Annotated in this window: 8 protein-coding genes and 1 pseudogene; 4 read left to right on the plus strand and 5 right to left on the minus strand. The window is 50.0% G+C overall.

The genetic code is table 11. From position 1 onward, the window contains the following. The first annotated feature begins 6 nt into the window (after nucleotides 1–6). From KUIN1_RS28175 to KUIN1_RS25540, 3 genes are all read left to right on the plus strand, one after another. The gene (locus KUIN1_RS28175; protein WP_232059992.1) at nucleotides 7–4,506 is read left to right on the plus strand and encodes an ATP-binding protein; all 4,500 of its coding nucleotides are present in this window, start codon (nucleotides 7–9) and stop codon (nucleotides 4,504–4,506) included. 333 nt (nucleotides 4,507–4,839) lie between these two features. Continuing rightward, complete coding sequence (locus KUIN1_RS25535; protein WP_152092362.1) at nucleotides 4,840–6,609, plus strand: ATP-dependent nuclease; 1,770 nt, start codon at nucleotides 4,840–4,842, stop codon at nucleotides 6,607–6,609. Between the two features lie 71 nt (nucleotides 6,610–6,680). Beyond that, nucleotides 6,681–8,234, plus strand: a complete 1,554-nt coding sequence (locus KUIN1_RS25540) for a DUF5677 domain-containing protein (protein WP_152092363.1) — start codon at nucleotides 6,681–6,683, stop codon at nucleotides 8,232–8,234. A gap of 136 nt (nucleotides 8,235–8,370) precedes the next feature. Here KUIN1_RS25540 and KUIN1_RS25545 read toward each other — a convergent pair whose 3' ends face one another. The 5 genes and pseudogenes from KUIN1_RS25545 to KUIN1_RS25570 form a co-directional block, all read right to left on the minus strand. Then, a complete protein-coding gene (locus KUIN1_RS25545; protein WP_172980083.1) occupies nucleotides 8,371–10,143 on the minus strand; it encodes an ATP-dependent nuclease in 1,773 nt (590 codons plus the stop codon). Between the two features lie 637 nt (nucleotides 10,144–10,780). Then, nucleotides 10,781–11,794, minus strand: a complete 1,014-nt coding sequence (locus KUIN1_RS25555) for a hypothetical protein (protein ID WP_152092365.1) — start codon at nucleotides 11,792–11,794, stop codon at nucleotides 10,781–10,783. Between the two features lie 238 nt (nucleotides 11,795–12,032). Then, nucleotides 12,033–12,227, minus strand: a pseudogene (locus KUIN1_RS28860) (IS21 family transposase); the annotation flags it as partial. Between the two features lie 214 nt (nucleotides 12,228–12,441). Beyond that, a complete protein-coding gene (locus KUIN1_RS25565) occupies nucleotides 12,442–13,428 on the minus strand; it encodes a potassium channel family protein (protein ID WP_152092366.1) in 987 nt (328 codons plus the stop codon). Between the two features lie 270 nt (nucleotides 13,429–13,698). Beyond that, on the minus strand, nucleotides 13,699–14,046 hold the full coding sequence (locus KUIN1_RS25570; protein ID WP_152092367.1) for a hypothetical protein: 348 nt from the start codon (nucleotides 14,044–14,046) through the stop codon (nucleotides 13,699–13,701). 462 nt (nucleotides 14,047–14,508) lie between these two features. Between KUIN1_RS25570 and KUIN1_RS25580 the strand changes: the two genes are divergently transcribed. Next, nucleotides 14,509–14,958 (plus strand): 3'-5' exoribonuclease, encoded by a 450-nt coding sequence (locus tag KUIN1_RS25580; RefSeq protein WP_152092368.1) that lies wholly within the window; start codon nucleotides 14,509–14,511, stop codon nucleotides 14,956–14,958. The last annotated feature ends 43 nt before the right edge of the window (nucleotides 14,959–15,001 follow it).

A 15,001-nucleotide genomic window follows, 5' to 3' on the forward strand; every position in this document is an offset into this window, starting at 1 on the left:
CGCAACATGGATTACAGACGCATCAGAGGCATGGATTCAGGACAGCGCCTCGCCTTTGAAGAACTCGTTTGCCAGCTTGCACGACGAGAGGCACCAGCCGCTGACGCCGAATTTAGGCGAATAGAAGGTGCCGGCGGGGATGGCGGTATCGAAGCTTATTGGTTGCTCAGTGATGGGAGCGAAATCGGTTACCAGGCAAAATACTATCTAAAAGCAGGTGACATTGATTGGGCTAATATTGACGACTCCGTCAAACGCGCCCTGCAGTCACATCCATCCTTAACCAAATATGTTGTGGCGTTAGCCTGCGATCTGACTGATAGGAGCGGCAAACAAGCTAGCGGGAAAAGAGGCTGGGAACATTGGGAGGCTCATAAGGCAACATGGACGTCTTATCTTCCTTTGGGCCATAAAGTCGAATTTATTCCCTGGACAGCTTCAGACCTGACTGCCCGGCTGTCGCTCTCGAATGCCGAAGGATTAAAAAGGTATTGGTTTGGGGACGTTGAGTTTTCACCGAAATGGTTGTCAGAAAAAGTCGAATGGGCAGTTAAATCCCTCGATGAGAGATATCATCCTGAAGATCATGTTGAAGTCGGCATTGAAAAGTTATTCCAGATAATTTTACGAGACCAGAGCATCATTTCGGAACTTCAGGAAAAGATCGACAAACTCTCTGCGCTGGCCAAGATTAATGATGTAGAGAGCCTGCTTGGAAGCGGTAGCACTGCTCTGATAGAACGCGTTACATTCCAGGTGAAAACGCTTGGCGACCTGAGACAGAAGCTCACATCTGATGCTTGGACAACTTGGCCGCTGGCAGAGTGCCTTACGTATATTGAAGAAATCTCGGACGACGTCCACTCCCTTGAAAACCTTACTTGGAAACCCAAGGAAGAGAGACGCAAGGGAAATGATTCCAGCGACCACTCTTTAGAATACTTACAACATCGCTTGAGTGAACTTAGTGACGCATCGTACGCATTCAGATCATCTCTTCAAGACAGATACTTTTCTGCAGCATTTAGTCGTAGCTTCTTTCTCTTCGGAAAAGCCGGCACCGGAAAATCTCACTTACTCGGCAGTATTGCTCAGCAAGCCATATTAGACGGCAGGGTCGCCATCTTGATATTGGGCCAACACTTGAACAATGAGAGTGTCTGGAGCCAAGTCACTAACCGGCTGGGCCTTGGCGATATTGATCCTGACGCCTTCCTTCAAGCCTTGAGTGCTGCTGCTGAGGTTACGGGCAAGCGCGGTTTGATTTTGATCGATGCATTGAATGAGGGGTCAGGTATAACTCTTTGGCGTAAGGAGCTTGCAGAGTTTATCGGAAGAATAGAAAAGCATAAAAACCTGCTAGTCGTGTTCAGTTGCAGGACAGAATATACCCCATACGTAATACCTGCGACTCTCAACGAACAAATTCCATCCTTTCAGGTTCGCGGATTCGTGACCAATGACGAGCAAACCCGCGCCGCACGCATGTATCTTGGAAAAAGAGGAATTTCCCAACCCAACACTCCTTGGTTAGCTGCCGAATTCGTCAATCCGTTATTCCTGCGAAGTGCCTGTACTGCACTCGAGAGAGAGAATCAAAAATGGTTCCCCAGAGGTTTAACAGGTACGAAACAAGTCTTTTCGTTTTATCTTAGAAGTATTGCTCGAAACCTAGGCGCGGGCAGGGATGGCAGTGATGATCTTGTCAAACCTACCAATCAGGCACTGTCTGTAATTGCTACAGAGATGGCGGCGAAACAACGTGACTATGTTCACCACTCCGATGCCATACGAATCGTCGCTGAAAAATTTCACGCCTTTCCAGCTCCAGCAGGAACAACCTGGTTTGAGATACTTCAGCGAAATGGCTTGTTTCGGATGGATCCAGACCCGAAGAGTCGGGATGCTGATCCGTTCGATGCGCCAGAGGACATTGTTCGCTTTAGCTTCCAAAGGTTACAAGATTACTTGATGGCTTCGGGGCTTTTGGGCGAAGTTGAAGATCCAGCTGAAGCATTGGAAAGCGGTTCACTTCAATTCATTCACAATGGTAAACGGCTTCATGGTAAGTGGGCCGGACTGACGGAAGCGCTCTCCGTACAACTACCTGAACGTTTCCAAAAGGAGCTCCTTGACGTCATGCCTGGTGGCGTAGACCACTGGGCAAATGAGCACTCTGTTCGTAGTGCATTTATCGAGAGTCTCCGGTGGCGGGCCAACGAATCCTTCAGCAACCGTACACTTGAGCTCTTCAATTTTTTTCTATCCGAAAGCGAAGAGCATTTCGACATTATTCTCCAGGTGAGTGCAAGCGCTGACCACCCATGGAATGCGAAATCCCTGCACTGCCGGCTAGCTGCTCAGAGCATGGCCAAACGTGATGCTTCATGGACTATTCAGCTTAATAGCCTGCCTATGGACGAGGAAAATACTGCCCAGCGATTGATTGAGTGGAGTGCCTTTGAGCAGAGTCAACAAACAGACCCGGGGATTCAATATCTCTGCGCAATAACCCTGACTTGGTTTTTCACAAGCTCCAACCGGGAACTGCGAGACAAAGCCACCAAGGCGCTCACGTCGCTCATGATTTGGAACCCCAGCTTGTATGGGATGCTCTGCACGGACTTTTCCGGAGTGGACGATCTCTACGTCCTTGAACGTCTGCACACAGCGGCCTACGGAGCATGCTGCATCGATCCAGACCAGCATCGATTACACGCCTATTCTGAGATCGCAAATACAGCGGTTTTTGACAGAGAGGATGTTCCGCTTTCGATTATTCTCAGGGACAGCGCATTAGGCATTATTGAGCTCGCTCTGCTAAAAGGTCATCTGCCTGAACAGGTTGATATTATGAAGGCAATGCCTCCTTATCACTCAAAAACCGTCAGACTTTCCGTGTCCGAGGACGCCCTCGAAAAGGTTGCAAAGCGGGCTGGAGACTCCCAGATTTTGGATTCTTGCACTGGCTGGGGAGGCGATTTCGCGAGCTATCAAATCCAACCTAGGGTCAGCTCATTTTTGAACGTATCACTGGTTTCGCCTGAGCCACTTAGCGCTACCGAAATTTATGAGAGGTTTGAGGATGAGGTCATTAACCACTGCGAGCTGAGGACTCGCGTCCTAAAATTGATGCATGCTTTTAGCCCTAATCCCTTCAGAGATCTCAGGCTCGGTCTTTCTGAGCAAGACGTTGAAGAAAGCTCAAAAAACTTCAAGATGGCTGAAAGCCTGCTGCTGGAGTCCTTAAGCTCTGAAGAGCGGATTAGATATAAAAAAGAATATAAAAAACGCTTCAAGTTGCCTAGAAATGCTCGTGAACAGCTTCCTCACATCGACATAAATTCGGCAAAGCGCTGGGTCGCCAAACGAGCCTATAGCTTCGGCTGGACGAAAAAGTTGTTCCCACATGATCGTAGCCTTCGGCATGACTACAGTCGTGATCGGCCATTAGTTGAGCGCATAGGAAAAAAATACCAATGGCTTGCTCTCGATGAGCTTCTCTGCAGCCTGGCCGACAACAGATGGTTATCGGAAAGGACTGAGCAGGGATCGCGTCGGTATGCCTACCCTTTGGACATCGGTACTCATCGAGAAATCGATCCAACCATTTTGCTTGCTGACGAGCGCAGTCGCCCCCAAAGGCAATACCCTTCGGTTGAGAAATTTGAGATATCAATTCGAGAGACTCTCGAAGCGGATGTGGGGAAATGGCCTTTTGAAGAGGAACCTTCAGCCGGCATAACGAACCTAGTTGGCCGTGAAGATTTAACCGGTGGGACGTGGGTAGTCCTGCACGAACATCGCTCAGTAACCGAGCGATACGAAGAGAAGCAAGGTCGGGAGCATGGCTCCAGGCAATCACAGTGGCGCTTCCTATTACCGGTAGTCGTTAGAAAGGAAGACGAACAGCAACTTCTTGATTACATCCGGACAAAGCAAAAATTAGACGTAGACTCTTGGACTGCCCGTGACTTCACTAACGACGGTTATCTCAGAGAAGCGCCATGGCGCTCGACATGGGCACAAGAGCAGTGGTCAACCTACGAATTTTACGACTTGGGTGGGATAGAGGTCGCCTATCCCTGCTTCCGTCACTACTGGGAACCACATCTGGATGTCTCAATGCCCGAAGGCGCTCACGCTTTGATACCAGCGCCGTGGCTCGCCCAGCGGCTCAACCTAATGCCCCATCCTGAGGATGCGACTATCTATATGGATCACACTGGAGAAACGCGCTTCGTTTGCGGAAGGAGCCCTGGCGATGGTTCCCATGCTTTCATAGACCAACAGCTTTTCCAGACATTCCTAGAGGAGGATGGGTTCGCTTGCGTATGGATCTTTGTCACGGAACGTAGCGCTTGGCCGGGCGGTGAAAACAAGAATGCATCTCGGCGCCGCTCAGAAGGTGTGGTGTGGCACGAGCACGGCAAACCACGAACGGTTTGTTGGAGCGATGATTGGGCCAGGGGCGACTCAAAGCAGTACGTACCCGCAAAGCTTTAGTTAACCAGCTCACATCATTAGCCCAAATAGCCCTAAGTATCTGCGTTGGTGTCTCGCAGCTTGATGGCGACTCACGCAGAATCCTTTTTGGGCTTGTCCCCTTCGGGGCACGGCTGTCGTAAACCAAACCCTGGCTTTGCCAGGTTTTGTCCCTCCGGGCTTTCATCCTCAAGCCTCTCGCCCATCCTGGGCCGGCGCGCTCCGCTTGCGAGAGAGAGGATATGTGCTCACAGCGCTGCTTCATCCTTGAGCAATAATGCCAGGGCTATGGCGCATCGCCACTTTCCAGCTACGCTGAGGCGCCTTGCCCACCGTAGAAAAGGAATTCACCCCATGCACGCCTTGAGCAAAATACACATCAAGAACTTCCGCTCTTGCAAGCAAGTAATCCTGCCACTGGGCGATTTTACCCCACTGGTTGGTCAAAATAATGCAGGAAAATCCACCATCCTCGACGCGATCAGATTAGTGCTTGCGCCCAAGGCATTTGCGAAGACAGACGCGAATGATCCGACTCAGCCCATCATCATCAGCGCCTGCGTGTCAGGGATTACCGAAGAACTGATTGCGCAAATCCCTGAAGCCAAACATCAAGCAGCGATTACCCCCTACTGCATCAACGGTGACCTTTGGATAAGGATTTCCGCTTCAGGCTCGACCAAACCGACCACGGAGGTCTGGGGAAATGCTGATATAGATGAGCAAGGTCTCCCTACGTCGTGGCGCTCCTATCCGACGGGGTTGCCTCAAGCCATTTCGGCATTGTTACCCGAAGCGTTGCATATCCGCGCCATGGATGATGTCCAGGAAGACCTAGGCAAAGGCAAAGCTGGCAGCACAATTCGCGGGCTGCTGGATGAAATCATGGCCCCCATCCTCTCTGCTCACCAAGAGGTTCAGGATGCACTCACAGCAGTCAGGAATATACTGGGATCCGACGGTGAGAACCGATCCCCTCTGCTGACTGAGTTCGACACCAGCGCCACCAATGCCCTCTCAAGCTTCTTCCCCGGTTTGATGTTAAACCTGGACGTACCGTCAATCGACGTTAAGGAGTTTTTCAAGAGCGGTGATTTAAACGTGACCGATGAGATATCCGGTCAAACCAGACGTTTCGACACATTAGGTAGCGGGGCGCAGCGCGCTATACAAATGGCCTTGATCCGGCTTCTGGCCGATATCCGAAAAACCCGCGATCAAGACCTTGCGCGTCGTCTTCTGCTGATCGACGAGCCTGAGATTTTCCTCCACCCTCAAGGTGTCAGAGGCCTTAGAGAAGCACTTCATGTGCTTTCAAAATCCGGTTACCAGGTTGTTTTCACCACCCATTCGCCATTGATGGTGAGCAGGGATAACGCGCCCGAAACGGTCATCGTGCGCAGATCACGGGAGAATGGTTCCGAGGTTCGCATTCCGATGGGAGCGGCGGTTGCGCAGGCTATGGCAGAGGCGCAAGCCCAATCTCGAACCCTTTTTGAGCTTGGGAATATCGCTGAAATCTATTTCGCAGAAAAGGTAATTCTCTGCGAGGGCAAGACGGATCAGAGACTGCTTCCACTCATCTACGAAAAGCTCTACGGAGTCCGGCCTGAACTCGAACGGATCTGCTTTGTTGCTCTAGGTAGTTGTACTTCCATTCCCAAGGGCTTTTCTGTACTGACCGCAATGGGTATCAAATGCGGCGTGATCGCTGACTTAGATTTTGCATTCACTCACGCCAGGGGGCCCTGGCTGGCGAAGGAGTGCGAAGAGATGGATAAGGTGAGATCTGTGCTGCAAGTCATCGGCCAAACCGAAGGATTTCAGATCGGTGGTAACGGCATGCCTCAGAACTCCAAAAACGGCTCAGCAGCTGACTGCTGGGCTGCTTTTGCAAGAAATGCTGACGGCCAAGTTCTTGCGAATGCTGCTCATGAGGCAATGAAAGATTTTACAACCTGGGTCTGGCCAATGGGGTGCATTGAGGATGCATTGAACATTGAGGAGAAGGGAGAGGCAGCCATCATCGCTCAGGAAGACAATATCCGAAGCTGGGAGCCAGAGATGATTGATCAAGAGTTTCCTGTTTTCCGTACCAGCCTAGATTGGATGCGGGCTATCTAACGGCACGAACTCGTCGTAACGCGTCTATTCGGGACGGTTTGAAAAGTGCATAGCCAAACAGGAAGTAGCTCATGTCTAACAGGAAGAAAAAGCAAAACCGCTCCGGAAAGGTTACGTCATCACTGGCAGATCATAAAAGGGTAGGCAAAGCCCTTATACCTCCCATGATGCAACTCACAGGGATGAGTTTCTCGTCATGGGCGAACACTCGCCTGCCGGAGATGCTTTGGGCCTGTCTGATCGTCACCGTAATACCGCGTGAAGAGGCAATCGAAGTTTTTCGAGACATCGCATCCATCGGCATTCGCTATCGGCGTGATGAACACGACCAGGAGTCAAAACCAGCACTGGGCTGGTCGCTTCGCCACTCTGATTTGCCGAACCAGCCGAGAGAACTCTTTAACGCCCTCGTGAGCCGGGTGCTCCGCTGCCATTCAGGCTTGCAAGCGTTGCGTCCGTTACTGCTCCTCGAGAACCTTCCAGGCCAAGACTGGTGGAAAGCAGCACTCGCTGCTGAAGCAACCGATGACGACTGGCAGACCCTTGGCCAGGCGGTACTGAAAACCTTTGACCACCAGTCTCAAGAAGCAACGGATGTGCGCTGGTTAAGCGTACTATTCAAGCTAGGGCTAGGGGAAATCTTCGTCATGGAGGAGATGACGGAGCGGATTCAGGAAATTATCGAATATCCACACCGAGGAGATATGAGATCAGTCCGCCCCTCCATTAGATCCATGGAAATGGCTGTAATCAGCGTCAAACCGGATCAAGAACCGAGCATCTGGCCCGAATTATTTTGGGATTACACACTGGAACATACCCACTGCCTCCCAGCTCCGTTGGAGGCCAGAGGTGAATCTGCCCATGACCCCAAAATCTTGGGCAAGACGATCAATGATTTCCGTGAAGGTTTACTGGCTCACTGGTTCACGAGCTTGAGCACCACTGGACTGAATCAGAAACATGATGGCGTTTTCGGGTTCGGGTTCTTCGCTCTCGCCTGCGTAGCCGAGATGAGCATGGGGCCGTTGAGCTCAGCCGTTACCGGAAGGCTACTGCTTCGGTCTCTCACTGAGTGCAGGATCTCGCTGGCTTATCTTGTACGCTGTGGGAACGACGAGATGTGGAAAAAATTCCGCTCCTATGGCGCCGGCCAAGCCAAGCTGGCACTGCTCAAGCACGAGGAGATGGCTGGTCAGAAGGCTCGGTTTGTGACCAAACAGGCTTTGGAAACCTTGGCGAACGAAGACTACTTCCAAGAGTACGTGGAGATCGATCTGGGCCATTGGGCCGGTAAAGATCTTCGCAGGCTAGCAGAGGAGTCAGGCACGAAGGATGACTACGACAGGTACTACGGTTGGGCCTCGGGCTTCGTTCATGGTCAATGGGGTGCAATAAGGGACAGTAACTTCACTCACTGCCTGAACCCTCTGCACCGGTTCCATCGCATCCCACTGGCATACCACCGGATGCTAGAACCTACCATTGCTGATGCGCTGCACTTGGTAAATGCCATCCTTGATGATGTGAACACTGCGTATCCAGGATTTGATGAGCGCTTTGAGATCAAGGGCGCGGCAGGGGAGGATGACGAAAATCCAGCGGGCTCTACTGAATCCGGCTAGCGTTGGTCGGCATCCACAGTCTTTCTCTGGGCCAATGAGCGCCTGAACGACCAGGCAGAACTAAGAATTACGCGTCGCGGCTCACGTCCTTGGATGACGTGTGCCGCGTTTGGTAATATCACCCTTCAACTAAAAACTACCGTGAAAAATATCTATGAATTTCAGTGACTAGCTTTTCCACGCTCACCGGGACTTGTTTTGTTTCCTCCATCTGTCTTATAACAAATTTTGAGAAGTCATTTTTTTTCATCCAATTGATACGATTAGCAATTAACCTACGGCATTTTTCATTAGCGATCTTCGTGGTCAGGAGGCTATTAAAGGATTGATCAATGTCTAAATTTTGAGAGTTAAGTTTGACCACGTCCGGGCGTGGCTCCAGCCAGAGCTTAGACTCTGCATGATCCCAAGCCGCAGCCCCGCAAAGCTCTTCAATCGCAATTGATAACTCAAAGCCAGCCTTTAGAGCTTGTCGGAGTTCATCATCCCCATTAATTTTGTTGAGCTTGAAATATTTAATTTTCCCTTTCAGGTCTAATGAGTCCATCCGTTGACTTAAGGTGGTTTCTGCCGCAGCACCAGCCTCATCACCATCCAGCAAAATTGCAGTGCGACCTCTCACATCCGTCATGACGGCCCGAGCTGTGGCATACCCGACAACCCAGTTAGTACCGGCACCAGAGCCTGATTTTGTTACCACTTTGAATGGGATGGTTGGGCCAAACAGTATAGAGCAGGCTTTTTCAAGTATAAGTTTATCCGTATCACCCTCAACGCAAAGCACAGGTAGATCAGTGTGTAGGGACTGCCCTTGAACCTCCTTTAACTGTTCAAATAGTTGCCGTCGCTGATCCAAAGCAACTTTCAGGTAGGGCTCGATAAAAGGCATCAATCCTAGCCCATCATCCAAAGCTGCAGTAGTTGTTGAATCTACGAACGCTGTCGCTCCGTCTATGCGGGAAGCATATAAAGCAAGTGCTTTATCTTGTGATTTTGCGATACTGTAAAATGCAGGCGAATGCGTTGTGAGAAGTATCTGAATTACATTTGAGCATCGGTAAAACTCCTCAGCCTCTTCAACCTGCCTAGCCAACTCCAGATTATTCTCTGGTTCTTCATAACCAAATATTGTTTCGGGTGATGGCCTTCCTTTGGCGAAGTTTGCCTTCCGTTGATCTGCTAAAAATCGCAAAATCACAGGAATGTGCCTCCCTTGGACGCCATCGCCTCGGTGTTGTAAAGGTGTCGCTGCATGCTTATCCGCTGTCTTGAAGTCGAGGATTTCGAAAAGGCTGCCTAAGTCGGTTGGCAAAGAAAACTCAGTCTTTAGACTTAGTATCCTCAACGCTTCAACTTCAATTCCTCGTACTTCTGTACGCAAACTCTTCAAGAATTGCCCTGAAGCTTTAGCCAGCTTTGGTGCGATGGTCTCCGCCAAAGTATTATGAAGTCTTCTTTTAAGCGTGTTAAAAAACTCTTCTCCTCGAATCGCAGGAACATATTCGTAGCCTATTTGGCGCAGCCAATACTCCGTTTTTGAACGCGCGCTAAAGGCTTTATCACCGACCATCTTCATGTGTTCATCATATGGCATTAAAGCTTCTTCGCGCCAAGTTTTTCGCCACACAACAGGATCACTATCCGTGTAATTTCTTGGAGGCTGAATCTCGAGCTCAACTATAATTTCTTTTGCTCTGTTTGCACGGCCAACAGCGTTTTGACTGTAGTCATCTGAAAATACTAGCTGCTTACCCACGTCAGTTTGGTTGTTGAAGAAAAGATTTAATGCTCGTAGCACATTACTCTTTCCTGCGTCGTTAGCACCTGCCAAAACAGTGTAGTTAACAGGCAGAATTTCCACATCAATCAAGGAGCGAAAGTTTTTAATCTTAATACGGGTTATATACACGGGCGCCTTCCATATGCGTGAGCTTGACCAACCAACCAACCAACCAAGCAATTACACCACAAAAAGACATCAATATGACATCACGCAATACTCTCATGTTGGGTGGGCGGCAGCATTTTTCAGAGGCTCGCACGAGAGATCACGGTCGTGCAGGCGAGAGGACGCTGAGGATGCGGGTAGCTCAGTCAGGTCACGGCTTGAACAACTCATCAAGCGCCACGAACGCAGCGCCGGTTTCTGCGGAAGCCCTAGCTTTGCGCTCAATCACCTCTGCGATGGGTACGAGCGTTGGGGCATGGTGCGACTGTCGTTCACATCAATCCCGTGAGGTTTGATATCAGCGGTCAGGAGCACTTTCTCGAAGGCCCTGCATCTGTGATGATGCAGAGATTGCTTCGCGAGACCTTTGGCGACCATCCTGTCTCCTAGTTGGATGGCTATTTCCGGTAGATCCGTTTTGGGCTTGCCCCCTTCGGGGCACGGCTGGCGTGAACCAAACCCTGACTGCGCCAGGGTTTGGCCCTGCGGGCTTTCATCCTCAAGTCTCTGCCCCGTCGCGGTCGGCGCGCTCCGCTTGAAGAGCGCTCAAAACGCCACGATGGACGATTGAGCAAGGGTCATAGAATTCACAGGGAGTTCAGGATGAAGCAATCCCCAGAAGACGATATACCTCATAGCGTTCGTCCTCCTCCTCAAGTCCTTTTATATGCCCGGCCTCAGTGTGCAGCACAGGGAGTAAGCGCGCAAAGTCAGTGGTCATCTGATAATTGGTTGTAGTTTGGCTTTCGATCTCTTTGCGCGTCACATTCGTTACCGTGAAGCAGTCCAGCAACAACCGCAAATTCCTATCATCTGTGAAAAATTTAGTTTTTGCGTACCCTTTTCCATGAGCAATCCAAACATTAAGGATCATATTTGAAAAGTTGGCTATGCGCTGTACTAACTGAATATCTCCCAGTGCATTGCTCGCATCGAACTCGTCAGGATTTTTCTTGAGCTTCATGACCTTAAAAGCAGGCAAAAAGCTATAGACACAAGCGACTGAAACAATTACAACCGGATGATTTTTCAAGATTCCAAGACTTTGCGCCTTAGAACATATATCAGCAACGAGTTCAAGGCGTCTTTCTGCAAGCGGCTTATCATGCAGCCCCATTGAGTTAACGTATATAAGAAACTCAAGATAGGCTGGGCCCAACTCTTCAGGGTGCTCACCTTTTAGCTCGAGAATCATAGCTGGTGTTATAAGATTATTTTCATACACTCTAGCTTTAGTGAAAAATTTCTGCATGGCGGCTATGTCGCCTGAAACTTCAGCTATGAGATCTTCATCAGCTCTAGGTTTTTTCAAATCACTGATTATCTCAAGAAAAGCTGCGATATACGAGATCCCGTCCCTAGGTTTATCGAGCTTAATTAGTTCAGAAATCGACTCTCGAACAGGAGCGGAGGGGGCGGGCGGCTTTTTTAAATGAGTTTTGATGTGGCTAATGGCGCAGACGTCTAGCAAGTGTAAAGTTGGCGCATCGTCTGCCGGACACAGAGACCGCATCAAAGCGGCGGCAGAGGAGTGTTCTCCAGCAGGAATCTCAAATCTAACTTTTATATTGATAGGGTGAAACACAATTTCCTTGTCGACCTGCTCGCTCACCTACTTCTCTCCTTAACTCTAGCTCAACAGATTTTAACTTACAAACACGGTGCGTTAGTACGTTCGAAAACTAGGCGCCATCCCCGGCTCAGTTCCATTACGAAGCATACCATCAATGTTGAGTCGACTTGAGTTAAACATTCGAATCTAATCAGCGAACCTAGGAGGTTTGACGGGAGCGTAGATCAATTCGCCAATTTTCGCCCGGAGTCATCAATTCAAACGGCAGGCTCATTCCTAGCCAGAGCTCGTGAGCCTGCCTGACTCGTTCGTGCGTACAGCCACGAACGGCGTCGAGCTTGGCGGCTCTGGGTACACGAGAGTAACGCGGGACAGAAGGTTCTCTGAGATAGCCACGAGCAGTGTTGCGGGACACGCCCAATGTCTTGGCGGTCTGTCGAATGCTGTGCCCTTGGCGGGACAACACTTTGATCTCCGCTGCTTGAAATGGGCAGCCTCAAATGGCTGCGACGTTAGCCAAGTGGATCAGTTTTGCACCGGCACTAACAAGCGTACGTAGTCGGATAACCGACAGCCAGTAACACTATTCAGTAGTGCTAAATATAAAAAGCCTGATCAGCGAGGCCGCTTTTCCTGCTTAGTTCGACGGCGGTCTCGAACATTCCTGCTTTTGGCCGTTTGTTCTTCTAATATGGGGTCGGATGAAGACCCGCGCCAACGCGAGGGTGGATATTGTCTCGCAAGCTAATAGTCATCATTACAGGACTTTCCGGGTTGCGTCGATCCATTTCGTAGATCAGCTCTAAAAACAAAACATTAAAGTTAATAATATTTTCATATTCCGCCTGAGAAAACCCATCACTCGGCGCGGGGAAATTATCTGGATAAATACTGCCCGGGCTTTGAATCTTAACAATATGGTGTATGTTGCGATGCATATTTGGAACATTGAGAAAACGATGTCGACCAAGGTCTGTAAGCAGTACAAGGATTGTTACGGGCAGGCTGTGCGCAAAAGTGTCTAAATACTTATCAAGCTGAGAGGAAAACTTTTTGTTCTCCTCGATAAAGTAAGAGTACATCGGCACGCTTCCATTTACATACTCATGCAGGTTGTAATACACCATCGCATTTACCTGTCTCGCATAGTCATCAGTTAAGAAGTCTTTCGGCCTGATTTTATATTCGGGCTTTTCGGAAGGCGCTGTGAATTTATACAGCTGCGCTAAGGTGCGCAAGCCTTGTTCAACTACAGGGCGAAGCATTACCAGAGCCCTAGAGATTTGCTCTTCCTTTTTTGCACTCTCCAGATCTTGGGTAGCTTTGTCTTTTTGCTCACTTAACCGATGAGAGAGAGCATTTAGGAATAAACCAACTAGCGCTATACCAACTAAAACTTGAACCGACACTAGCATAGGCATAAAGGGGTTGCCTAAGTTAGGCGTAATATCTCCGTAGCCGAGAGTGGTCGCTGTGACCACGCTAAAATACATAGAAGCGCCCAGGCTTAGCGCGCATTTAAAAGACCCAGGGGTAAGCCAATATAGAAACCCAAATAAAATAATATTCACAAAATACAATGCCCCATAAGTATGGGGCTTCTGCCCGGCGAAAAAATTTATCAACCCCATGCTGCGCCTAGATTTTTTATCTGCGCTGAAATCTTTTTTCATACTAGCAAACCTTTATTTATCCCTAGGGCTTTTGATCTATAGTCATTTCATGCTTGGTTAATATTCGGTGAAGAATATGATGAATTCACTTTTCTTGCTGCAGCTTCGTACCTTCGGCAAACTTTCTCACGGCCACAATGATGCAGGAACATCGTCGCTATGTTCAGCGAACCTTGCTAGGCGTGTGGCTAGATCTCAATCGATTCGCTCTCAATTTGCAGTCTCAAGTGGTCGGGTTACGTAGTCCGACCCAGACACTGCTGGGAGCGTCTACATCGACTTGACCGAGACCACCTCCACATACCTGTACTTCTTCCTAGCAGCCTTCACAGCCTCTTGCTCTGCTAGTAGCGAGCTCAGCGTGTCGGCCTCATGAATCAGCTCATACATTTTCCCTTCAAACTCGTTCCCGACCCGGAGAGTGACCCTGAGCCTCGGCGTGAATGCTTTGGCCATTTTTTTCTTGGCTGCGGGAGCTACTACCGGCTTCGTGAACACAACATCTGGCACTGGCACTGGCACTGGCTCCTGTACCGGAGCGGCGGGCAACTGATGTTCTGGCTGACCCGTACCGAAAAGGGCACGACGCATTTCTTCCTCTGTTAAATCAGTGCTCATAAACATCTCAATGGGGGGCAGTAAGCTAAAAAGTTTGTCGGGACGGCTTCCGCAAGTGCCCGTCTAGGGCATAGGTGAAGTCAAATGCCCAGGTCGATCTCGAGACATGAGCCTCTCCATGCTCGCGAAAGCAGCTCCTTCGGCAGCCGCGTTATGAGCCCGTCCGCGAGGTCACTGGCGTGAAGAGCGTACAACGTCACGACACCTGGAACTGGACTTCGGCCCGGTACAAAAGCTCCGACTCGCTCTTGGGCAATTTCAGTATATTCAGGACTTCCAGGCCTACCTTGTCGCCTGTCAGGTGCTCAACGACAGGCCTCGGCGGAGGCGCAGCATCTCTCCACATATCTACAACCACCTGGAGCAGTCCGTCTGAGCCAAAATGCTCGAGGGCCATCTCCCATAATTGCCCCTCATGCGCCATAGTCAGGCGTGCCTTAGTCATTACGGAGTTTCAACAGCATGAGGCTCTTTCTAGATTCTGAATTCTCTCAGCTCAGCGCGCAGGCGAAGCTGATCTCCCTGGCTCTGGTTGGCCAGGATTGCCGGGAATTCTACGTTGAATTGCAGGATACGTGGCAGGTTGATGACTGCAGTGACTTCGTGAAGAAGATTGTACTGCCGCAGCTCTGGGGCGGTGAGTACGCCATGTCTCTGACCGATGCCAGGTCGGCGCTCCTAAGTTTCTTGGCAACCTACGACGAAGAGCTCGAGGTTGTCACTGACGCACCTGTCTACGACTGGGAGCTGTTTTGCGAGCTCGCCTATCACGATGGTAAATGGCCCAAGAACGTCAGAAACTTTCCCACTGATGCCACGACCCTGACCGCGACGAATGATGGGGAAGAACTGCCTCACCATGCCCTGCTGGACGCCAGGATCATCGCTAGCATGTTCACAGCTAGAGCGTAACCATCTCACGCTCGATAGATTGCCCAAGGTGTTCAGGCATGTT

Origin of the sequence: Pseudomonas sp. KUIN-1, from assembly GCF_009176725.1 — a bacterium.
In the GTDB taxonomy this organism is placed as follows: Bacteria; Pseudomonadota; Gammaproteobacteria; order Pseudomonadales; family Pseudomonadaceae; genus Aquipseudomonas; species Aquipseudomonas fragariae.